This window comes from Mycobacteroides sp. H001, assembly GCF_001440005.1.
Lineage (GTDB): Bacteria > Actinomycetota > Actinomycetes > Mycobacteriales > Mycobacteriaceae > Mycobacterium > Mycobacterium gwanakae.
Genome location: NZ_LJYH01000016.1, coordinates 1 through 22,686 on the forward strand (window position 1 = coordinate 1; position 22,686 = coordinate 22,686).

At 63.1% G+C, this 22,686-nt stretch carries 20 protein-coding genes and 1 pseudogene; 7 read left to right on the plus strand and 14 right to left on the minus strand.

Annotation, left to right across the window (positions count from 1 at the left end; genetic code table 11):
• Both AOT83_RS28395 and AOT83_RS00615 read right to left on the minus strand, forming a co-directional pair.
• Window positions 1-250: pseudogene (locus AOT83_RS28395) on the minus strand (hypothetical protein); the annotation flags it as partial.
• Window positions 251-383: 133 nt separating this feature from the next.
• Window positions 384-638, minus strand: a complete 255-nt coding sequence (locus AOT83_RS00615; protein WP_057964910.1) for a helix-turn-helix transcriptional regulator — start codon at window positions 636-638, stop codon at window positions 384-386.
• Window positions 639-700: 62 nt separating this feature from the next.
• Between AOT83_RS00615 and AOT83_RS00620 the strand changes: the two genes are divergently transcribed.
• Window positions 701-1,387 carry a hypothetical protein gene (locus AOT83_RS00620; RefSeq protein ID WP_057964909.1) on the plus strand — a complete coding sequence of 229 codons (687 nt, stop codon included), beginning with the start codon at window positions 701-703 and terminating at the stop codon, window positions 1,385-1,387.
• Window positions 1,388-1,846: 459 nt separating this feature from the next.
• Complete coding sequence (locus AOT83_RS00625; RefSeq protein WP_057979819.1) at window positions 1,847-2,980, plus strand: hypothetical protein; 1,134 nt, start codon at window positions 1,847-1,849, stop codon at window positions 2,978-2,980.
• Here the strand turns inward: AOT83_RS00625 and AOT83_RS00630 are convergent.
• Window positions 2,931-3,551, minus strand: a complete 621-nt coding sequence (locus AOT83_RS00630) for a hypothetical protein (RefSeq protein ID WP_057964907.1) — start codon at window positions 3,549-3,551, stop codon at window positions 2,931-2,933. The genes AOT83_RS00625 and AOT83_RS00630 overlap by 50 nt on opposite strands.
• Before the next feature lie 160 nt (window positions 3,552-3,711).
• Here AOT83_RS00630 and AOT83_RS00635 point away from each other — a divergent pair, with 160 nt between their 5' ends.
• Window positions 3,712-4,266: a hypothetical protein gene (locus AOT83_RS00635; RefSeq protein ID WP_057964906.1), complete on the plus strand. Its 555-nt coding sequence runs from the start codon at window positions 3,712-3,714 to the stop codon at window positions 4,264-4,266.
• 17 nt (window positions 4,267-4,283) lie between these two features.
• Here AOT83_RS00635 and AOT83_RS00640 read toward each other — a convergent pair whose 3' ends face one another.
• From AOT83_RS00640 to ssd, 3 genes are all read right to left on the minus strand, one after another.
• Window positions 4,284-6,011, minus strand: a complete 1,728-nt coding sequence (locus AOT83_RS00640; RefSeq protein ID WP_057964905.1) for a DUF6119 family protein — start codon at window positions 6,009-6,011, stop codon at window positions 4,284-4,286.
• 361 nt (window positions 6,012-6,372) lie between these two features.
• Complete coding sequence (locus AOT83_RS00645; RefSeq protein WP_057966442.1) at window positions 6,373-7,422, minus strand: TadA family conjugal transfer-associated ATPase; 1,050 nt, start codon at window positions 7,420-7,422, stop codon at window positions 6,373-6,375.
• Entirely contained in the window at window positions 7,419-8,492 is a 1,074-nt protein-coding gene (gene ssd, locus AOT83_RS00650) for a septum site-determining protein Ssd (RefSeq protein WP_057966445.1), read from the minus strand. The genes AOT83_RS00645 and ssd overlap by 4 nt, the downstream gene beginning before the upstream one ends.
• A 386-nt stretch (window positions 8,493-8,878) precedes the next feature.
• Here ssd and AOT83_RS00655 point away from each other — a divergent pair, with 386 nt between their 5' ends.
• The gene (locus AOT83_RS00655; protein WP_030095888.1) at window positions 8,879-9,760 is read left to right on the plus strand and encodes an HAD-IB family hydrolase; all 882 of its coding nucleotides are present in this window, start codon (window positions 8,879-8,881) and stop codon (window positions 9,758-9,760) included.
• A 411-nt stretch (window positions 9,761-10,171) separates the two neighbouring features.
• Here AOT83_RS00655 and AOT83_RS00660 read toward each other — a convergent pair whose 3' ends face one another.
• The 5 genes from AOT83_RS00660 to AOT83_RS00680 are packed head-to-tail and all read right to left on the minus strand — an operon-like array spanning window position 10,172 to window position 16,094.
• Window positions 10,172-10,915, minus strand: a complete 744-nt coding sequence (locus AOT83_RS00660; RefSeq protein ID WP_057966441.1) for a hypothetical protein — start codon at window positions 10,913-10,915, stop codon at window positions 10,172-10,174.
• Window positions 10,916-10,955: 40 nt separating this feature from the next.
• The gene (locus tag AOT83_RS00665; protein WP_057966444.1) at window positions 10,956-12,581 is read right to left on the minus strand and encodes an ABC transporter ATP-binding protein; all 1,626 of its coding nucleotides are present in this window, start codon (window positions 12,579-12,581) and stop codon (window positions 10,956-10,958) included.
• Window positions 12,582-12,599: 18 nt separating this feature from the next.
• Window positions 12,600-13,514 carry an ABC transporter permease gene (locus tag AOT83_RS00670; RefSeq protein ID WP_046252334.1) on the minus strand — a complete coding sequence of 305 codons (915 nt, stop codon included), beginning with the start codon at window positions 13,512-13,514 and terminating at the stop codon, window positions 12,600-12,602.
• Window positions 13,507-14,430 (minus strand): ABC transporter permease, encoded by a 924-nt coding sequence (locus AOT83_RS00675; RefSeq protein WP_064410120.1) that lies wholly within the window; start codon window positions 14,428-14,430, stop codon window positions 13,507-13,509. The genes AOT83_RS00670 and AOT83_RS00675 overlap by 8 nt, the downstream gene beginning before the upstream one ends.
• 44 nt (window positions 14,431-14,474) lie before the next feature.
• A complete protein-coding gene (locus AOT83_RS00680; RefSeq protein WP_057966439.1) occupies window positions 14,475-16,094 on the minus strand; it encodes an ABC transporter substrate-binding protein in 1,620 nt (539 codons plus the stop codon).
• Between the two features lie 184 nt (window positions 16,095-16,278).
• On the opposite strand from AOT83_RS00680, the gene acs reads away from it, so the two are divergent.
• A complete protein-coding gene (gene acs, locus AOT83_RS00685; RefSeq protein ID WP_057966438.1) occupies window positions 16,279-18,225 on the plus strand; it encodes an acetate--CoA ligase in 1,947 nt (648 codons plus the stop codon).
• A gap of 9 nt (window positions 18,226-18,234) precedes the next feature.
• On the opposite strand, the gene AOT83_RS00690 is transcribed toward acs, so the two are convergent.
• Window positions 18,235-18,930, minus strand: coding sequence for a hypothetical protein (locus AOT83_RS00690; RefSeq protein WP_030095895.1), 696 nt, complete (start codon window positions 18,928-18,930; stop codon window positions 18,235-18,237).
• Window positions 18,931-19,166: 236 nt separating this feature from the next.
• On the opposite strand from AOT83_RS00690, the gene AOT83_RS00695 reads away from it, so the two are divergent.
• Together AOT83_RS00695 and AOT83_RS00700 are read left to right on the plus strand one after the other, a co-directional pair.
• On the plus strand, window positions 19,167-19,691 hold the full coding sequence (locus AOT83_RS00695; protein ID WP_030095896.1) for a phage holin family protein: 525 nt from the start codon (window positions 19,167-19,169) through the stop codon (window positions 19,689-19,691).
• 32 nt (window positions 19,692-19,723) lie between these two features.
• Window positions 19,724-20,686, plus strand: coding sequence for an alpha/beta hydrolase (locus AOT83_RS00700; protein ID WP_057966437.1), 963 nt, complete (start codon window positions 19,724-19,726; stop codon window positions 20,684-20,686).
• Here AOT83_RS00700 and marP read toward each other — a convergent pair.
• A complete protein-coding gene (gene marP, locus AOT83_RS00705; RefSeq protein ID WP_030095898.1) occupies window positions 20,660-21,922 on the minus strand; it encodes an acid resistance serine protease MarP in 1,263 nt (420 codons plus the stop codon). The genes AOT83_RS00700 and marP overlap by 27 nt on opposite strands.
• Entirely contained in the window at window positions 21,919-22,683 is a 765-nt protein-coding gene (locus tag AOT83_RS00710; RefSeq protein ID WP_030095899.1) for a CoA pyrophosphatase, read from the minus strand. The genes marP and AOT83_RS00710 overlap by 4 nt, the downstream gene beginning before the upstream one ends.
• Window positions 22,684-22,686: the final 3 nt, after the last annotated feature.

Consider the following 22,686-nt stretch of genomic DNA (forward strand, 5'->3'; position numbering starts at 1 on the left):
CGGGCTAGGGCACGCTGCACGGGCACAGGTCGGCTGCTGCCTGTGCCGGAGAACATCAGCACGGTGGTCAGCAGGTCACCGGCATCAGAGGTGCGTCCGCACGGCCGCTGCATGGACCTTGATGCACTCCACCGGAGACGTGTCGGCCATACCCGTTCGGCAGCACCTGCACTCCGCCGGGTCTACCGCCATACCTGGCCTGCATCGGCGAACCCAACGCTTCGGAGAGTTCCGTTTGATCAGGCAGCACTCTCGTGGGCGCCTGGGTGGATCAGGGGCGGTGCAGGCTTGATCGCCCAAACGTGAGATCCCACCGACAATCTCAGCTGTCAAGTCAGTTGTTGGCGTTCATCGCCGCACTAGTTCACGCGGCCGAGCAACGGTCAATCTTCGACGAGATCACCGACGGCGATTCCCAGCGCGTCGGCGATGTCGAACAGGCGCTCATAGAGCAGGCCCCTTCGACCGTGTTCGACGTCGATCAACACATTGCGCGTCACCCCTGATTGCAAAGCTAGCCCTTCTTGGGTCAACCCCTTGCGCAATCTGTATTCACGAATCCTGCGGCCGACGTTGGCTCGGGTCTGTTCCCAACGCGCCACACGCGCAGGGTCGTTCTGGCTGGGTCGGGTAGGCACGCACCTCAGTTATTGCGCGTCCGTACCAAAAGTCTGCCCTACTAGTAGTACATTGCTGCTTCGTGTTCGAAACTGATCCCGACTTTGACCCTGACGAGACCGTGTCCGCACTGGCCCTAGATGTCATTGATGAGCTGCGTATGAAGATGCTCGAATGCCTTCTGGTGCTGCAGACCTTGCCGGAGCAGGCTGACCTCAATTTCGCCGACCTGGCCAACGACATCCTGGCCGCGCACCGCGGCACCTTGGAGGCTTACCAGGCGGCCAGCATCGTGCATCAGGGCGCCGAGCTCGATGAACGATGGGGCAACGGGTTATCGCGCCCTAAGGCAATCTTCGCCCGGCACAACGCCGCGGTACGCCGTGGCGCCACCAAGGTGCTGCCGGTTCCGGCGCTGTGCGACCGGTTGGAGCGTCATCTGTACCAGCTGCCCAGACCCGATCGCACTCAAACCGTTGCCGGACAACGCCCCAGGTGCTCGGCGATGGTCAAGACGACCGGCGAGGACTGTACCAATTCGGCGATCTACCTAGGTTCGGGAATGTTCGGGGCTCACTGCTATTTGCATGCAACAGCCGAGGAGCGTGAGCAATACCGGGTGCACCACGAAAAGAACGATGCGCGCCAAGCGCGTTCCCACAACGATCTACGCAACCTTCAGCGAGCCGTTGGCGAGAAGATCGCAGCCCACTGGATATCCACCCGGGAACAACGTGCCCAATGGGTCAACGACATCGTGCCCAACTAGTGGCGCACCAAAGATGTTTACGCACTGTGCATCCCGTGCGCTGTGAGCCCGGCCCCGACGCCGTGTGGCCTGGGTGTGAAGGTATACGAATGCCATTGCGGCCGCGATGCCGAGGAAGGGCACCGCTGGGCGCAATCTGCACCCGGCAGCCGTTCTGCGAAAGCAATGCGGCCTGGAACTCTCATCACAATTTCGGGATGGCCCTGGCGCCCATGAACGGATCTACCGCTCAGAATTGAGCTGACCGCCGGCCGCAGCGCAGACCGCGACATCCGCAGGCATCCCCGGCCCGTTAGGACGAATGATTGATGCAGGTTCATTAATCAAATTCCGGATGGCTGAACGGGCCCGGGTTCATCTGCGGTCTCGCGGCGCTGAGGCAAGACAAGTGAATTTGCCAAACAATTCTCAGAGTTTGGCGACCGCATGGTGTCGGACTCATTTGCGATAGTGGAAGCTGTGGATGTTGTCAATACGGTGGATCCCGATCCATTCGGGACGCGGGTAGCGGTCTATACCGACCGTGACATGCTGCCGGTAGCTCTGCAGGCCGCAGCGCGCAGCAACATCGCTGTCATCATCCGTGACCGATCAGAGGCCCGGCACATCCGTCAAACCCTCGCAGAGCAGCGGCGGGTCACGGTTGTGGTCGACCCCGGGCACTGGCGCCACAAGCAGGGCACCGCTCGCCGACCGCTGGAGCTTCCCGCCTCGGGGCTTCTGGATCGGCCCAGCGCCCGATCAGGGCACATTGATCTGAGTTCCTGGGCGCCGAACTATCTGGACAGTTCAGGAGCTGATGCGGTGTTCACCCCTTCGCGGTTCGTGGCCGCCGAGGACTGGGGCACCCTACGGGCACTGCGTCGAAGGTTGCTTCAGACAGAGCCCTCTGACCGTGTGGTCGGATTGATTCCGACACATGCGCGCATGCTCAATGCGTCGGTGGTCTCACAGTTCCTCACCGAGCTGGAGCCGTTGGCGCATATGCCGTTGGGGTTTGTGTTCGCCGGCGACCGGGAGGCTCTTGCTAAGAGCAATCGAGTCACCGGCTTGCAGAGGGTCCTGCGCGAGCATCCAGGAGCGTGGTTGTTAGGTGTGGATGCGCTGATTGCCACCGATGCACTGTGTGCGGGAGCCGCGATGGCTGGAATCGGCATCCGTTCGGGGATGCGCTGGCCCGCAGCGCCTGGGGACGAGAACACCGGCTTCGCCCGCGGCGGTGTCCCGGGCCGTTTTCATCTGGACTTGCTGACCTACCGCAATCCGCTGACCTACGGCGACTGGTACTTCGACTCGGTGCCCTCTTCGTGCCGTATCTGCGGCAAGCAGCCACACAAGTATGTGCCACATCCCCAGGCCCACAACGAAATCCATGAGCACAACGTGCACGGGGCGGCGGCGTGGTGCCAGGAGCTACTGCAAGTTCATGTCGACAAGCGCTTGGATTGGCTCAGCCGAGAACGCGTCGAAGCCGCCGATCGCTATCACGAGCTCAACCACTCACGCGCCGCGGTCATCATCGATCCCACACTGGTGGCCCTGGTCAAGCGGGATAACCCTGGCTGGCGCGCTCCGGTTGTTTTTGCATCGTGAGCCAAGCGCGGTAAGCGTATTCATTGGCTTTCCACCGCGCCGGCGTGTAGTAGCGCGGCCGGACGGGCTCGGGCGCGATCAGCTCGATCGCTTCGGTATCAGTGGCCGCCCACACCCCGGTGCCCTGGTAGCGGGCCTCCCAGGCGATCTGATCGAACTGTTCAGGCACGTGATCGAGCACGAGCATCCGCTGAGCCACCCGCGCAAAAGGTGCAACGCCCTTGAGCAGCTTGTGCAGGTGTGAACCCCAGAGCACAACGGCGGCGATCGTGGTGACGGGTTTGCACCGACGGATGGCCCATCGACCGTCGCGTTCAACCGCTCCGGCAGGTACGCGATCTAGGCACCACTGCTCGTCGCTGGTGAGGGTGTCGGCTGCGACCGGCTCATCCAAGGGCAGGTTCATCAGCATGTCCAAGTGCCACAGCTGGGTAATTGCCTTGAGCCCGGTGCGCTGACGGCGGTCGTGTTCGGCCCAGTCGATACGCACAAACGCATCGCCGCGCCCCCCGGTGATGCGGGCGCCGTCAGGAACATAGATCGACGGTTCTCCGTCAAGCAGGCTACCCATTGCGCCAACGACCCGCTCACAGCGCACTGAACTATCGAATCGCGCCACCACATGGCACATATTACGGGATTTTGCGCCAATATATAACGAATCAATATCCCAACAGCCATATTTTGTCCCACCATAGCCCAAATTGGCGCATTCACTTTATCGTTGACTCATGGTGCCCGAGACCGCCGCCCCTGGTCCCGAGTGGCTCGATGCCAACGCCATCGCGGCCCGCACAGGGGGCCGGCGACAACCGAACACCGTCCGCAGCTGGTGGGACAAATGGGAACGGCAGCAAGAAGGTGGCCTCGCGTTCGAGGTGTTTCCCAGCCTCGGTACAAAATCCAACAAGCGCTCACATCGCGATGTGGTCGATGCATATCTGCGGCGGCGAAACTTCGCCGTACGCCCTCCAACAGAGGACAGCTTCGACCGCGGTGGACGAGCATCATCTGGTGACGGCAGCTCCGATGGCCCGGCCGGTCAGCCACGACTGGCTGACGTACTCGATGCGTTGATATCGGTCAAAGCCGCCGCCGACGCGGCGATGGATGCGGTAATCGGTGAAGCCGAGGCCGCCGCGCAGCAAGCGCAGGCATTCGCGCAGCAGGCACATACCCGCATGCAGACCTACAAGAAGCTGCGCACCATGATGCACGGCTACGACATGGCGCTGTCGGTGTTGATCCATCCGTCCGCGCCGCCGCCATCTGATGCGGCGCACTGAGCGGCGCTACACCCGCGCTAGTTGACGCCAGCGTCGTTGTCGATCGGTACGACATAGACCTTGATGCCTGCCGCATTGAGGTCATCGACGGTCCTTACCAGTGTGACTTGACTGAAGCTGTACAGGCTGTCGGGATCGAACGCGTCTTTGCCGGTGGCTGACCGTGCGATGGCGAACACCACCGCCGCGGGTTTGCGCTTGACCAGCTCGGGGTCGCCACCGTTTTTCCTCACAAGTGCGCGGAACTTGGTGCGGGCTTCGTTGTCGTGCAGCAGAGAGTGAGCTGAGTTATGGCCTTGGGCGAATAGATGACTCAGCGGCGCTGAGGCGTTAGCTTTCTTCACATGGATCAAGGCGCCGTCGGGTGCCAGAATGTCACATGTTTCAAACCCACGCCGATTCTGGGTCGTGGTGATCAGTTGCCGGTCAAGTACCCATCCGCCGAGATGTTTGGCGGCGTCAATGTTGTACTGCTCCTCCGATATCATGTTGTCGCCCTGCTGGTTCCATGGCGGCAAAGCCGATTCCCATGTACCACTGAATATTTCACGCACCCGGGTCTGGAGTTGTGCAGCATAGTTGTCATCCATCAGGTACCACAGGCCATCGTGCAGGAAGTATCGGCGGTTATCCACGACATCTTCGAACGCTATCCACTTGCGCAGCGGAATATCTGAGCTGATAGGACTTTGCCCATCGGGATCGCTGAACAGTTGGACCTTGATGTCGGTCAGCGATCCCAGAACGTTCTTGGAATCGATTACTTGCCGGATCACCTCAACGGAGGGGACGCCGTCGTTTGTCGTCTTTACCCCGTGCCCTTTCATGCGGAACGAGGCGGGGGTGCCGTTCTCATTGACACCCTCATACGGCCAGGCGATCCCGACCTGAACACTGCCGGCATCTAGGAGCGCGGCAGCCAAGAGTCTGTCGAGCTTGGCAGCGGTCGGGTTGTCCTTCTTCAGGGCCACAAGTTGCTCCAGAATCTGAAGTTCTTTCAGCGGAGCCTTTTTCAGCGTCTGCTCAATCAAGACAAGGTCTTCGAGAAGAGCGCTGGGACTGTGGGCCAATGGCAGATTCAGTGCATCAGCGCCGCGCACCTTGAAGGGTTTGTCGACGGTTAAACCCTCGATTTGCGCGGTGGCGACCACACGGGTGACCAACTCGCCGAAATCACCGAGACCAAAGCCGCTGAGCTGTGAACCCGACGGAATTGAGGATCGGTCCACTTTGGCGCGACTGTCCATTGTCTTGCTGGTCAACGAATTCAAGCTATCGGCGTGCGCGGTACGTATCGCGATGCGCTGCCCGAAACCCGGATCGACATAGGCTTGATCCAACAGGTGAAACCCCATCCCGTAGGCCACTGCCCACACCGTGATGTGCCCATCGGAGGCGTCCTGGGTATCCGTCTCACCATCTGCATCGGTCTCTACAGCTGCGGGATCGCCAGTGTCGCCAGTTGATGATTCCTTGCCCTTGATCAACAGCACCGCCGCGGCGTTCTGATTGGAAGCAGTCAACGACTGACCGATCAACGTGCCGAGACGATCGGCCCACCGGGCACGTTCGGTTTTCATATGCCCATGTACCAGCAGAGCTTCACGGTCAGCCACCGAGCAGGCAATCTCCGTGAAATTCTCGCGGTCGTTGAGGTACTTCTGACGGATAGCGCTGCGCAGGTCAGTCACATCGGTGAGCCGGTACAGGGTTGTCGCCGTAGCTGAAGGCTTTTTACGTGCCATGCTTCTTCCTCATCTTCATTGGGAGAGCATGCATTACGCGTAACACCCCCGACATTTCCATGCGCCAACCTGTCGACCAGCCACACTGATCGACAGCATCTTGGCAGAGTTCTATCAGACTTCACGGCATCATGATCGCGAATCGTTGTAGCGCACTGCCCAGCAGAACATCACTACGCATGCCCGCTCAGAGACGCATCTATCTAAAGTTTGAGCGCTTCCGCCCTTGCTCAATCCAACGGACGACTTCATCGCCAAACACCCTGAGACCGTGAGCAAGTCAACGAGACGCTCACGTAGATGCGATGAGACACACAGCTCATCAAGTACAGCACTACAGATAACCCTGTAGCTCACGAAATCAAACAGGCCACCAGCAACCGTCGAGGACAGTCGAGTACACCCAACATGTACCTACAGATAAGGCTGCCGCGGCGAACTGCGAGTGGAGCGCGGCACGATCGAGCCCACCTAACGCCCCGAGCGCTTCCAGTCTTGCCGGGACCTCTGCCGGGGCGTTTGCGTGGACAGTTCCCGCACCTCCATCGTGACCGGTGTTCAGCGCGGTCAGTAGCTCAACCACCTCGGCGCCCCGCACCTCTCCCACCACGATGCGATCGGGTCGCATCCGTAACGCCTGCCGCACCAACTGGCGGAGGGTGACCTCTCCCACCCCCTCGACGTTGACGGTGCGTGCAGCCAATGTGACCACATGCGGATGACGCGGCGCGAGCTCGGCGGCGTCCTCGGCGCAGATGATGCGTTCCGATGGATGGACGGCTCCGAGCAGGGCCGATAGCAGCGTCGTCTTACCCGCGCCAGTTCCCCCCGTTACGAGGAACGCCAGCCGGGCCGCCAGCATCCCGCGAAGCAAGACTCCAGCGTCTTCAGCGACGGTGCCATCAGCGATCAGCTGATCCAAACCCTTAGCAGTCGGGCGTAATACGCGCAGCGAGACACATGTTCCGCCCACCGCGATCGGCGCCAGCACAGCATGAAGGCGTACCACTGAACGCGGTGGGCCGATCCCAGTCAGCTGACCGTCGACAAACGGTTGCGCGTCATCGAGACGTCGCCCCACCGCGAGAGCCAGCCGCTGCGCGAGTCGCCGCACGGCGGCCTCGTCGGCGAATCGCACTGCTGTGAGCCGCAATCCTTGACCGTCATCCACCCAGACCCGATCCGGCGCGGTGACCAAGACATCTGTGACTCCGTCCGCGCCTAACAGTGGCTCGAGGATGCCCGCACCGGCCAGCTCACTTTGGAGCTCCTTTATGTTATGCAGCACATCGCTATCACCCAGTACGCCACCGGATTCAGCGCGTATCACCGCCGCTACCGCCGTAGGACGCAGCGTCGCGTTCTCGGTCGCGAGCCGTTCCCGAACGCGATCGATCAGCGATCCGGTCATGCCGCCGCCACCTTGCCCTCCCGCGAGACCAGCGCCAGCACGGCGTGCGCGGCACCCGTCAACGGTGAGCGGCGCGATAATCGCAGACCGCCGTTGTCGAGGCGATTGCCGAGATTCGGTTCCGGCCGCATCGCGGCGATCATTGGGGCCCCCACGATTTCGGCCACCTCGGCCGCCCGCAACCCGCTCGGAGCCGGACCTCGCACCACAACGCCAACGTTCGGATTGATGAGCTGTATCGCGCTGGTCACAAGCGCAGCGGCCGCGCAGGCTCGCACCTCGGCAGGTGTCACCACGACCACCAGATCCGCGCGCTCCAGTGCGGCCACACTTGTCGCACCGAGACGCCGCGGAAGGTCGACCATCACCGGCACGCCGGCGTCGCGTGCACTATCGATGACCCCACCGATCGCCTCCGTGTTGCCTCCGCCACCCGTTCTGTCGCCCGACACCACGACAAGCCCGCGCCGATGCGGCAGCGCACGTCGAAGAGCTTCGAAACCCACTCGACCACTGCGCATATCGATGTCCGGCCAGCGCAGGCCCTCGACGTCCTCCCATCCGAGCAGTAGGTCGATTCCGCCTCCGTACGGATCGGCATCGACGATGAGCGCACCGCCCGGCGCGCAGAGACCAATCGCCGCACACAGCACCGACGCACCGGCGCCACCGCGTCCTCCCACCACCGCAATCACCGGGGCGCGACCCGCCGAGGCGCTGACCGGCATCGCCGCACATGCCTCGATGAGCCTGACTTCGTCCTCGGGCAAGGTGAGCACCTGCTCGGCACCCACCGCGACCGCTCTGCGCCACATCTCACTTGTCGGCTCGTCCCCAGAGATGAGTAACACCCGCGCACGACGAGGCAGTCTGATCACAGCTTCCAACGACGGGTCGGCTCCATCGAGCAGCACCGCACTCGCGCGGGTCCAGGCCTGCCTGCCGATCGAACCGGCATCGGTAGCGGTGATCAGTGGCCTGCCAGTCGCGGCGACGATCCGCTCGATGTCGTTGCCAAGCCGTCCATCGCCGACTGCCACGACGATCGGCTCCCCCGCATTTGCCTCCACGCGCTCCACCATCAAGGTTGCGCGACGTGAACGCCAGGGGCCTCATCGAGATTGGGGATGGATACGAATCTGTGGATAGATCCGGGATGAGCCGCAAAAATCGGTGATAAACGTCCCCAGAAAAGAGGACGACCCTCGCCAGGGGGGGGAGGAGGCGAGGGTCGTCGTGCTTCAGCCCCGGGGGGTCGGGCTGAGACACACTCGGCATAGCCGAGTAACCCCACTATACACACGAACCAGGTGAGGGTGGCAAGACCAATCGGCTGAAAAAAGCCAAAGAAAGGCAACCCTTCTTCTGGCGTAGCCGCGTTACCAGACTACCCCGGCTGAACTGGGACTTTACTGATGGACCCGACGATGTAGTCCGTGAGATCTATCCTCGAGCTGTGACCGACCACGCAACGGCACCCGGATCCTCTCCGTCTGTCGAAGACCGGGATGCCGCGGCCATCAGTGAGCCCACGGACGCCGGCCAAGCCCCCAGAACGGCGGCCTTCTTCGATCTGGATAAGACCGTGATCGCAAAGTCGAGCACCCTCGCCTTCAGCAAGCCGTTCTTCGACCAGGGCCTAATAAATAGACGCGCCGTCTTGAAATCGAGTTATGCGCAGTTCTTCTTCTTGCTGTCGGGTGCCGATCACGACCAGATGGATCGCATGCGCACACACATCACCAACATGTGTACGGGGTGGGATGTCGAACAGGTGAAGGCGATCGTGGCCGAGACACTTCACGACATCGTCGATCCGTTGGTGTTCGCCGAGGCGGCCGATCTGATCGCCGATCACAAACTCTGCGGCCGTGATGTTGTGGTGGTCTCGGCGTCCGGCGAAGAGATCGTGGCCCCCATAGCGCGCGCACTCGGCGCCACCCACGCCATGGCCACGCGCATGGTGGTGGAAGAAGGTAAGTACACCGGAGATGTCGCCTTCTACTGCTACGGGGAAGGCAAGGTGGCCGCGATCCAGGAACTCGCCAAGCGCGAGGGCTACCCACTGGAGCACTGCTACGCCTACTCCGATTCGATCACCGACCTGCCCATGTTGGAGTCTGTCGGTCACCCGACAGCCGTCAACCCGGACCGGGCGCTACGCAAGGAATCCATGGCACGCGGATGGCCGGTGCTGACGTTCTCACGGCCCGTGTCGCTGGGCGACCGGATACCCGTTCCCTCCGGCGCGGCGGCCGCCACCACGGCGGCCGTGGGGCTGAGCGCGATCGCCGCTGGCGCACTTACCTATTCGCTGATTCGCAAGCTACGGCCGTAGTACTAGACACATGTCACTTTCGGCACGCACGTAACAATGCAGTGACCAAACGAATTACCCCTTGATGTGACCGTCGTCTCAGTGTAGAAAGTAGGTACGGAAGCCTGGCAAGGCCAAGGTCGACCCGGAAGAGAAGGATCGATCTCCCGACCTAGGATTCCCAGCACGGACCACGGCACCCACGCGGAGCACGCCGCGACAAGGGCAGAAGCGTTGTGGGCCTGCGTAATCGCGAACAGAGACAATTCATCAGACTTCTTGGGTGAAGTCCGAGTTGGAAGCGTCGTGAAAGCGCCGAGGCCACCCACACAACCCACATTGCACGCTTGGTAACCGGAGGATCCGTGCTAACGGGCGGCGGGCCGATTCATTCGGACCGTCGCCCGTTTTTAATGTTCAGGCCAGTCTCGGTCAGCGCTTAGCGCTATCAGCGATCGATGTCGCCTCTGCCGCACCCGCCGTTAATGCCTGACAGCAGAAGATGATCCAGGCAGCGATGGCTTCGGGTGTACCTGCGGCGAACGCGGAAGAAAGCTCACGGTATCTGCCGGACTGCCGCATCCACATCACCTCGGGGACACCGAGCGCGTGCGGATCCAGCCCGCGTGAGACCGTCACCAATCGGGACGCCGCGCGGGCGACCACACCATCGGCAGAACCAAAGGGATTCAGTGCCAACAGTTCCCCGTGCGTGATCGCCGCGAGAATCGGCGCGGACACCGATGTTCCACCCGATGCAAGTTGCGCCAACAACTCCAGCCGATCGGTGTCGACGCCGGGGCGCGGGCGTCCCAGAGTGTCCTCGTCTGCCATGCCAGTGGCCGCCAACACATGAAGACGCGCCAATGCCTGCAGTGGAGCACGCGACCACACCGCGGTCAACTGAGTGAGCGCGTCCCCATCGAGCGCCTGACCAACCCGCAGCGCGCCGGCCAGTATCGGGTCCTCCACCGCACCATCGGCGCTCAGCTTCATCGTGCCGCCATCCAGCGCCGACGAAGACCTGGCCGCCCGCACCGCAGCCTCGGCCGCGGTCACCGGCCATCCCCGCAGATTGGCGCGATGACGGTGCACCTTGCTCAACGCATCACGGGCGGATTCGGCAGCGTCGGATACTCCCGGCAGGGCGGCCAGCGGCGCGAGTGGATCAGTCATGGTCCACTAACGGTACTGAATGACTCGCCGCATACGAGACTCACCGCAGGGCCTTGCGCTCCTCGCGCCGGATTCGCTGCTGCTCAGGGTCGGGTACCGGAACAGCCGCCAGCAGCCGTTTGGTGTAGTCATCGGTGGGCGCGGTCAATACCTGTTTGTCAGAACCGAATTCGGCAAGACGACCGTGGTTGAGCACCGCGATGCGGCTTGCCACCAATTCGACAACCGCCAGGTCGTGGCTGATGAACAAGCACGCGAACCCGTGCTCACGTTGCAGCTCGGCAAAGAGTTCGAGCACCCGGGCCTGCACCGAGACATCCAGCGCCGAGGTTGGCTCGTCGGCGATCAGCAGGGTCGGCTCCAGCGCCAGCGCCCGCGCGATGCCCACCCGCTGCCGCTGGCCTCCGGAAAGCTGGTGGGGGAACCGGTTTCGCATGTTCGGGGGCAGCTGCACCTGCTCCAACAACGTCTTGACTCTGCTTTCCCGCTGGGAGCGGTCCATATCGGTGTGCAGGGTCAACGGCTCGGCGATCGACTGGCCGATGGGCCATCGCGGATTCAGCGACGATCCCGGATCCTGGAACACCACCCCCACCTTGCTCCGGATATCACGCAGCTGCTTACGGTTGGCAGTCGAAATATCCTGCCCGGCAACACAGATAGTGCCCGAAGCCACCTTGAGTAGACCCACCGCGGCGCGCCCGATGGTGGATTTCCCGGAACCCGACTCGCCGACGAGGCCCACCACCTCCCCTCTGCCGATCGAGAAGGACACGTCGTCGATGGCCCGGAAGTTGCCGCCCTTTCCTGGGTACTCGATGACGGCATGTTCCACGCTCAGCGCCAGATCGGTTACCGGTAAAGATGATTCGTCGGCGTCGCCCAATGTCGCACCCAGATGCGGTACCGATGCCAGCAGCTGCTGCGTGTATGGCTGCTGCGCCCGGTGGAAGATGCTGTCGGCATCACCCTCCTCGACAACCTCACCGTCCTTCATCACCATGATGCGATCGGCCATGTCGGCGACGACACCCATATCGTGGGTGATCAGGATAATGCCGGCCTCGATCCGATGCCGTAGATCACGCATGAGATCAAGGATTTCGGCCTGCACGGTCACATCCAGCGCAGTGGTGGGCTCATCGGCGATGAGTAGCCCCGGGTCCAGGGCCAGTGCCTGCGCGATCATCGCGCGCTGACGCTGCCCTCCGGAAAGCTGATGGGGGTAATGCTTGACCCGCTGCTGGGGCTCGGGCATGTCCACCAGCTCCAGCAACTCGATGGCGCGCTCACGCGCCTGCCTGCGCGTGATCTTCTTGTGCGCACGTACCGCCTCGGCAATCTGCCAACCGATGGTGTAGACCGGGTTCAGCGCCGTCATCGGCTCCTGGAAGATGACGGCGACATCCTTGCCGCGGACCTCACGCAGTTCGTCATTGGTGGCCCCCAGCAGCTCGGCACCGTTGAGCTTGATGCTGCCCGCCACCCGCGCGGTGGACGGCAACAATGCCGGAATGGCCATGGCAGTGGTCGATTTCCCCGAGCCGGATTCACCGACGATGGCGAGCACCTCGCCCTTGGCGACCGTCAGCGAGACACCCTTGACCGCCGGCACCCACTGTTTGTCTACCTCGAAGTCGACCGAGAGGTCCTCGATCTCAACCACGGCATCTGCGGACACCGCCTACCTCCTCCGCGGATCGAGAGCATCACGGAGGGCGTCACCAACCATGATGAAGCCGAGCACGGCGGCCGAGAGGAACAAGGCCGGAACGATGACCAGCCTCGGCGTGGTGGCGAACCGGGACTGTCCATCGTTGATCTGAAGTCCCCACGAAATCTCGGGCAGCTCCAGCCCGATGCCCATATAGGTCAGCGTGGCCTCCGCCGCGATGAAGCTGCCCACCGCGATGGTGGCGTACACCAGCACGGGCGCCAGCGCATTGGGAAGTATGTGCCGCAGTAGGATTCGCCACGTCGGCGCTCCCAGCGCGATGGCGGCCTGAACGTAGTCGCTCTGTTTGATGGTCATCACACTGGATCGCACCAGTCGCATCGAGGTCATCCAGCCGAACACGATCAGCGCGCCCGCGACGCTCCACACCGTCCGATGACCGACGACGGACAGCAGGATCATGCCACCCAAAATCGTTGGGATACCGTAGAAGACATCGGTCAACCGGGACAGCGTGGAGTCGGCGAAACCTCCGAAGTATCCCGCCAGCGCCCCGACGAGCACACCGATGATCAGCACACCCACCATCGCGATCAGGCCGATCGTCAGCGACACTCGCGCCCCATAGACCACGTTGGCGTAATAGTCGCATCCTTGTAGGTCCGTACCCAGCCAGTGCGCCGCGCTGATCCCCTTGCGCGCCTGATAGAGGTCGCAGGCCCGGGGGTCCTTTCCGAAGGTGAACAACTGCGGGACCAACGCCATCAGGACCAGAATCGTCAGCAGGATCGACCCGGTGATGAAGAAGCCACTGCGCCGCAGATACTTCCAGGCGTTTCCCCAAAGATCCGCCTGCTCCACCAACGATTCGGCGGCGGCATCAGGGCCCGAGACCGGGCCGGGGGCATGTATGGGGTCACTCATAGCGAATCCTCGGATCCAGCAGCGCGTACAGGATGTCGACGACGAGATTGAAGAAGATATAGAAGAAGACGATCAGTGTCAGGATGCTCACCACGACGGCGCCCTCCTGGTTGCGCACCGCATCGAATGTCGCCCTCCCCAACCCAGGGATGTTGAACACCGACTCGGTGACGACCGCGCCCGCCAGCAGCGCACCGACGTCGGCGCCGATGAATGTGACGACGGGAATCAGGCTGTTACGCAGGGTGTGCCGCAACAGAATGCGTGATTCGGAGATGCCCTTGGCACGGGCGGTCCGGACAAAGTCGGCATCCATGGTCTCCAACATCGAGGTTCGGGTGAGCCGAGCCACATAGGCCATGGACAACGAGGCCAGCACCAGCCCCGGCAGCAGGAAGCTGTACCAGCCGTCCCGGATTCCGGCGATCGGGAACCAGCCGAGCTTGAAGCCGAACAGGTACTGCGCCAGGAAGCCCAGCACGAACACGGGCATAGAGACCAGCAGCGTAGTGGTGACAAGAACAAGGTTGTCGTAGAACGATCCCCGGCGCACCGCACACAGCACTCCGGCCGTGATGCCGATGATCGTCTCGAATGCCACGGCCACCACCGTGAGCCTCAACGTCACCGGCAGGCGTTGTGAAACAGTTTGTGCGACAGGGCGTTCCTGGAAATCTGTACCGAAGTCACCATGCAGGAAGCCCACGATGTACTTGCCGTAGCGCACCAGGAACGGATCATTGAGATGAAAGCGCTCCCGTAGTTGAGCCATGACCTCGGGGGTGAACGGACGGTCGCCCGCCAACGCCCGAATGGGATCACCCGGTAGCGCATACACCAGGGAGTAGATGAGCAGCGACGTGCCTATGAGCACCGGAATGGCCAGCAGCAGCCGTTTCACCACATAACGAAACAAGCCCGCGTTCTGCCAAAGCCGCTGGATTTCAATAAGTTTGGCGGTCACTGCACGACCTCCACATCGGCGTACTCGATGCAGTCCTGGATGCTGATCTTGACGTTGCTCACCCGCTTGGAATGCACCGCCTGATTGACCTCATAGAACAGCGGCGCGGCCGGAAGGTCCTTGAACAACAGGTCTTCTGCCTTCTGATACGCCTTGGTGGCCAGCTCCACGGTCGGCTGGTTGTTGCCCTGCCGCAGCAGTTCGTCGAACGCCGGATTGCTGTAGAACACGTAATTGGAACCCGCCGGTGGCAGCGCCACCGTGCCGTACAACGACTCCAGGAAGTTGTAGATCGACGGGTAGTCCATCACCCAGCCGGAACGGAACGGCCCCGTCATACCCTTGCTGTCCTGCAACGGCAGGAACTGCGACCACGGCAGGCTCTTGAGGATGTAGGGCACTTTCAGGTTGGACTGCAGCTGGTTTCCGATGGCCTGCACCCACGACAGCGCTCCGGTGCTCGATGAGCTGTACCACAGCTCAATGGGCTTGCTCCTGTCGAAATGAGCGTCATCGAGCAGTTTGTTGGCCTCATCGACGTGCAGCTCGCACAGCTTTCCGCACGCCCCCTTGCGGTACCCATAGACCACCGCCGACGCGTACGACGTGGCAGGAGTGCGGGTGCCGGAGAAAATTACCTGGGTGATCGCCTCACGGTCGATGGCCATCGAAATCGCCTGGCGCACACGTACATCCTTGTACCGCGGGTCGTACATCGGGAACCCCAGCGAGGTGATGTCCGGGCGGGGCCGCTCCAGGAAGGCTGACCCGAATTCGGCCCGGGCGTTCTCGTAGGCGGAGTCGGGCAGATCGAGCTGAATGTCGAGCGCACCGGCCTGCATATCGGTGTACGCGGTCAGGCCCTCGGTGTAGACCCGCCAGATCAAGCCCTTGGACTTGGCCTTCTTCGGACCGGCGTACTGGTCGTAACGGCTCAGCGTGAACCCGATGCCACGCACCCAGTCGCCGTCGGCCTTGAAGGGGCCATTGCCGATGGGGTGCACGCCGAACTTGGCCGGATCCCGATAAAAGGCCTTGGGCAGCGGCAGGAAAGCGGTGTATCCCAAGGTCATCGGGTAGATGGCGAACGGGGTGTTGAGCCGGACGGTAAATGTCACGTCATCCACAACGTGCAGTCCGCGCATCTGGGTGGCCCGCGGTGGGATCTTGTTCTTCGGATCTCCCTGGAGATCACCGAACCCGTCGACATTGGCTAGGAAACTCGAGGAGCCCTGGGCGTTGGTGCTCAAGGCGGTGTAGTTCCAGGCATCCACGTAGGACTGGGCGGTCACCGGTTCGCCGTTATGGAACGTCCATCCCGGCTTGAGCTTGATCGTCCAATTGACGTTGTCGTGGCTGGTGATCGATTCGGCCACGCCGGTGTATTCCACCTCCGCGGTGTCGTTGTTGAACTCGACCAGCGCGGTAAATAGCGAGCGCAGGATCCGACCACCCTGATTCTCGGTGGTGTTTCCCGGGACCAGGGTGTGCTCGGGTTCGGTGATGTACATGCTGAAGTACCCCGGGGGTGCCGGAGTCACCAGGTCACCACAGCCGGTGGGCAGGAGTGCGGCAATGCCGACGAGCAACGCGACGGCCAGTCGGCGAAACCGCATCCTCACCCTGCCCTTCGGTAGCTGAAATAGGTAGGACGAACCATAGGCGGGTAACACGCCGATGTCTCTCCATCGACACACCGCCACGCCCGGATCTGAACGACGGCCTCAATTACTTCTCGGTAACCGGGGCCGCCCACTAGGCTTTCGGGCGGACCTGTCTAGGGCAGAAAGGCCAGATCAGATGACTGAAATCAGCACCGAGCCGGATCGCTACCCGCCGTCGCCGGAGTTCGTGGCGACTGCGAACGCGACCGCCGACCTCTATCAGGCGGCCGAGGAAGATCGGCTCGGGTTCTGGGCACAGCAGGCTGGCCGGCTGCACTGGAGCGAGCCTTTCGGCGACGTACTCGACTGGTCCGATGCACCGTTCGCGAAGTGGTTCGTCGGCGGCAAGCTCAATGTCGCCCACAACTGCGTCGATCGGCACGTGGAGGCCGGCAATGGTGATCGGGTCGCCATCCACTGGGAGGGCGAGCCCGGCGACACCCGCACCATCACCTACGCCGAGCTGCTGGCTCAGGTCAGCCAGGCGGCCAACTATCTGACCGAGCTCGGCCTGGTTTCCGGTGACCGGGTCGCCATCTACATGCCCATGCTGCCCGAGGCGATCGTGGCGATGTTGGCGTGTGCGCGGCTGGGGCTGATGCATTCGGTGGTGTTCGCGGGATTCTCCGCCGCGGCACTGCGGGCGCGCATCGACGACGCCGAGGCCAAGCTGGTCATCACCTCCGACGGCCAATGGCGCCGCGGCGCCGCGGCCCCACTGAAGGCCGCTGTGGACGAAGCGCTGGGCGGCGAGCCGAGTTCCGTCGAACATGTTCTGGTGGTGCGCCGCACCGAGATTCCCGTCGACTGGACCCAGGAACGCGACCTGTGGTGGCACGAGACGGTCGCTCACGCCGATACCACCCACACGCCCGAATCCTTTGATTCCGAGCATCCGCTGTTCCTGCTGTACACCTCCGGAACGACCGGAAAGCCCAAGGGCATCGTGCACACCTCGGGCGGCTTCCTGACGCAGACCTCGTACACACACTTCAACATCTTCGACCTCAAGCCCGAGACCGACGTGTACTGGTGCACAGCCGATATCGGCTGGGTCACCGGCCACACCTATATCGTCTACGGCCCACTGTCCAACGGCGCCACCCAGGTGGTCTACGAGGGCACACCCACTTCGCCGAACGAGCACCGGCATTTCGAGATCATCGAAAAGTACGGTGTCACTATCTATTACATCGCTCCCACGCTGGTGCGTACGTTCATGAAGTGGGGACGCGACATCCCGTTCGCGCACGACCTGTCCAGCCTGCGACTGCTGGGCAGCGTCGGTGAGCCGATCAACCCGGAGGCATGGCGCTGGTACCGCGAGGTCATCGGCGGCAACCGCACCCCCATCGTGGACACCTGGTGGCAGACGGAGACCGGCTCGGCGATGATCTCCCCGCTGCCCGGCGTCACCGACACCAAGCCTGGTTCGGCGATGCGCGCGCTACCCGGTATCTCCGCGAAAATTGTTGATGACGACGGGAATCGGCTGGAACCGGCCAGCGGCGATGAACCGGTCACCGGATACCTGGTGCTCGATCAGCCGTGGCCGTCCATGCTGCGCGGTATCTGGGGCGACCCAGAGCGGTTCAAGGAGACCTACTGGTCCCGTTATGCCGAGAAGGGCTGGTACTTCGCCGGAGACGGCGCACGCTACGACAGCGACGGCGCCATCTGGGTGTTGGGGCGCATCGACGACGTCATGAACATCTCCGGCCACCGAATCTCGACTGCCGAAGTGGAATCCGCGCTCGTCGGACATGACGGTGTCGCCGAGGCCGCCGTCGTCGGCGCCTCCGACGAGACGACGGGGCAGGCCATCGTGGCATTCGTGATTCTCAAGGCCAGTCACACCGTCGAGGGCGATGAGCTCGTCTCACACCTGAAAGCTCAGGTTTCCAAGGAGATCTCGCCCATCGCCAAGCCGCGCGAGATTCACGTGGTACCCGAGCTGCCCAAGACCCGCAGCGGCAAGATCATGCGGCGGCTGCTGCGTGATGTGGCCGAGGGACGCGAGCTGGGCGACACCTCGACGCTGGTAGACCCGAGCGTCTTCGAGGCGATCAGAGCCAGCAAGTAGCGCCGCGAGCTAGCCGACCGGGGTGAAACCCACTCCGGCGGTGCGGTTCTTGGCGTTGATATCGGCCAGCACGGTGTTGATCGAGTATGTGGTGGTCGGCGTGTGCAGCGGGATGTACTTGATGACGCACACCGGCAGCTTGGTAGCGGCGCCGTGGATCATCCCCACCAGCTGTCCGTTCACCGTGACCGGCGCACCCGAGTCCCCGGGTTGCCCGCAGACCTGATTGATGAAGGTGCCGGGCTCGGCTCCGGCTCCAAAGGTCACGCCGCACGAGTTACCGGTGGTGCGGCCCAGCTTGCACGCGATGTCGCCGGGCTGCGGATCCGGTCCGATTCCGGTGATGGCGAACCCCTTGTAGGTGGACACCGGCTGCACCTTTTCCGGATCGAACTGGATGGTGGCGTAGTCGTACTGCTCGTTACCGTTGACGAACTTTCCCACCACACCCTTCTTGGGAAAGTCCTCGGAGGCCACCTGCGAACCGGCACCACCACAGTGAGCCGAGGTGAAGCCCACCAGATTGCCCTTGTTGTCGTGGCCGATCGTCGTCAGCGTGCAGAGGGTGTCACCGTTGATGATGAGCCCGGATCCGCCGCCCATGGGCACCTTGTCATCGGCTCCGGCGGCAGGAGCCGCGCCGGCCGGAATCGTGCCCACGACGAGGCCAAACAGTGCGATCAGGACCGGCAATCCGTACCGCATATGCCGTCCAAATGACCTCATGTCGCGCAGCCTCTCTCATTCCGGCCGCATCTCTCCCCCGTCGGCCATGCCTGACACCATTCTAAACAAGATTCACACTGGTCACTTCTGTCACAGTGCTATCGATTGGGTAACGACGCCCCAGGCCAGACGCGCCGCAGCCCCGGTGCCACCGACGTGGCAACATAGGCCGCACGACATCACACCGGACCCGCAAGGGACACGGAGGGAGCACAGTGAGCAGCCCTGGAAGCCGCAACTACCGCACGGACAGCAATGGTGTTCCGATCACCGTCGCCGCCATTCCACTGTCCGATCCGAACGCGACCGGCACCGGAGAACCCACCATCGGCAATCTCGTCCGTGATGCCACCACTCAGGTCTCCGCTCTGGTGCGTGCCGAGGTGGAATTGGCCCGCGCCGAGGTCGTCCGGGACGTCAAGAAGGGTGTCGCGGGCAGTATCTTCTTCATCGCGGCTCTCGTCGTCCTGTTCTACTCGACGTTCTTCTTCTTCTTTTTCGCCGCGGAGATCCTCAAGATCTGGCTGCCCGCCTGGGCGGCGTACCTGATCATCTTCGCCGCCATGGTGTTCGTCGCCATCCTCGCGGTACTGATCGGTTTCCTCCAGGTCAGACGAATCCGAGGACCACGCGACACCATCGCCTCCGTCAAGGAAACACGGACCGTGTTCACCTCACGCGACGATGAGACTCCCGCACTGACCAAGTCGGCCAAGCCCGCAGACCCGTCGGGCTGGTAGCCCACTGAAGTCGGCTCGACACCGACGCATCCATGCTGTTCGACCAGACGGCACGTCACCCCGACCCATCCGTGGTCCGCATCGTCGGCCCGTGGCGCCATTTTGACGTACACGCCAACGGCATTCGGTTCCACGTGGTGGAAGCCGATGCTCCTCACACACCAACCGTGGCCGTCACCAGCAGGCCACTCGTATTGCTGCTGCATGGGTTCGGGTCCTTCTGGTGGTCGTGGCGGCATCAGCTTCGCGAGCTGACAGATGCCCGCGTGGTGGCGGTCGATCTCCGCGGCTACGGGGGCAGCGACAAACCGCCACGCGGATACGACGGATGGACGCTGGCCGGGGATACCGCCGGGCTGATCCGCGCCCTGGGACACACGTCGGCCACGCTGGTCGGGCATGCCGAGGGCGGACTGGTCTGCTGGGCCACCGCGAACCTGCATCCACGCCTCGTCGATGCCATCGCGGTGGTGAGCTCGCCGCACCCGATCGCCCTGCGCACCGCCACATTCCGCAGAACCGGGCAGGGAGGCGCGCTATTGCCGTCCCTGATGCGCTACCAGCTGCCCATCCTTCCCGAGCGCACCCTGACACGTCATCGAGGTGCCGAGCTGGAACGTCTGGTGCGCTTACGGGCGGGCGAGCATTGGACCACCACCGACGATTTCGCCGAGACCATCCAGCAGCTGCGCACCGCGATCGCCATCCCCGGGGTGGCCCATTGCGCGCTGGAGTATCAGCGGTGGGCGGTGCGTAGCCAGTTGCGCAGCGAGGGTTGGCGTTTCATGAGGTCAATGAACCGTGAACTATCCGTCCCGGTACTTCACATGCGCGGCGACAGCGATCCGTATGTGCTCGCCGACCCGGTGCACCGATCACTGTCCTTCGCGCCCCACGGCCAATTCGTCGCGCTGCGCGGGGTAGGACATTACGGCCACGAGGAAGACCCCGGCACCGTCAACGAGCACCTAGGGAGCTTTATTGGGCGCCGGTGATTGCGGTCCGCTGACGGGCTGCGGTGACTTGTTGGCCTCCGGCGCGGAGATGCAACTGCCGGTGGCGACGGGCTCGGAGAGCTCGGCCTTGGCGAGCTGATCTTTGACCTGCTTGGCGGTCAGCGCGAAGCCGGTGTCGTCATCATCGATCGCCGCCCCGAAGACCACACCGAGCACACGCCCCTCCGTGTCGATCAAAGGACCACCCGAATTGCCCTGTAGCACCGAGCCTCTGACGGTGTACACCTCGCGTGTGACCGTGGTGGACCGGTAGATGTCCGGGCCGTTCAGCTCGATGATCTCCCGGACCCGCGCCGGTGTCGCCTTGTAGTTCCCGCCACCCGGGTAGCCCAGCACGATGGCGTCGTCCCCGGTCTTGGCCGGTTTGGGCGCGAAGACCAGCGGCGTGGCCGGCATATCCGGAACCGCGAGGATCGAGATATCGGCGTTGGGGTCGTAGGCCACCACGGTGGCATCGAACGTCTGCCCGGCCGACTCGACGGTGACGCTGTTCGTACCGGCCACGACGTGCGCGTTCGACATCACCCGGTGCGGGGCGATGACGAATCCGGTTCCCTCAAGGGACTTCTGGCAGCTGCGGGCAATGCCTTTGATCTTCACAACGCTCGGCTCGGCGCCCCGCACCACCGGACCGTCCACCAACGTTGAATCCGGGGCGTCGACGGCCGCGATGGGGGTCTTACCGAACGGCTGCAACACACCGGTCACACCCGAGGTGTCCAGCAGCTTGGACAGGTCGTTGGGTACCTTGCGGAGTTGGTCCGGGGCGTACTTGTCGACCTGGCTGAGAACCCTCGATTCACGAGCTGCCGCAGAGATATTCGGCTGATTGGAGCTCTGCATCGGAATCGACAGCAGCCATGCGGCCACCAGCACGGCGGCCACCTGCAGCACCACTCCCACCACCGAATCGCCGGCGCGCAGCGCCCGATTCTTGATGGCACCACGCATGGCCCGGCCCAGCACCACGCCCGCCACCTCGCCGATGACCACCAACACCAGGATGAGCAGCAGCGAGGCGAACAACCGGGTACGTGCCCCGTCCAGGTTGCCCACCACATGCGGGGCCAGCATCACGCCGGCTACCGCGCCCAGGATCACCCCGACGAATGACATCAAGGAACCCAGTGCGCCGGAACGCCATCCGGACACCGCGGCAATGAACGCGACGGCGATGACGCCGATATCGAGCCACTGTGATGGATTCAGATTCATACCGACCCTCCCAGGTGCTCGGCCAGCAGCTCATCAAGATCACGAAGGTTACGAGTGTCCCATGGCTGTGCCCAGCCGGACACCTCCAACATCGCCGAGATGATCTGCCCGGTGAAGCCCCACACCAGCATCCCCGGCAACAAGAAGGCCGGGCCACTGTAACGAATACCAAATGTCTTCTTAGTCACCATGATTCGATTCGCCGGGTCCACCAGGTCACCGATCTTCACCCGTGACACCCCGGCGGTCTCGCCCGGATCGACGGCAAGAACCTGTCCCGGGTCGGGCGAGTAGGCAAGCACCGGAGAGACGTGGAAGCCGGATGGCGGGATGAACAGCGGCTCCATGACCGTCAGCGGCTGCACGCGAACCGGATCCAGCCCCGTCTCCTCCTGCGCCTCACGCAATGCGGTTCCCACCGGCCCTGCGTCACCGGGATCGGTAGCACCGCCAGGGAAGGACACCTGGCCGCTGTGCTGACGCAAGGTCGATGCGCGCACCGTCAGCAACAGATCCGCCTCGGTGGGGTCGGTCACCGCCTGGTCGGCGGACACCAGCACCAGCACCGCCGCCGGGCGCCCGGAAGAGGGCAGCTTGCGCGCCCGCAGCACCGCCTTGATCGCGGGGTGCACGCCACGGCCGTAGATGTCCTTGACACCCGCGGCGTTGTCCACCAGCGGTCGCATCCAGTCTGGAGCGGCACCGGGCGTCAGTGGCGCGGTCGCCAATCCTCTTCGCGTAAGCGGCTCATCGGCAGTCACGAC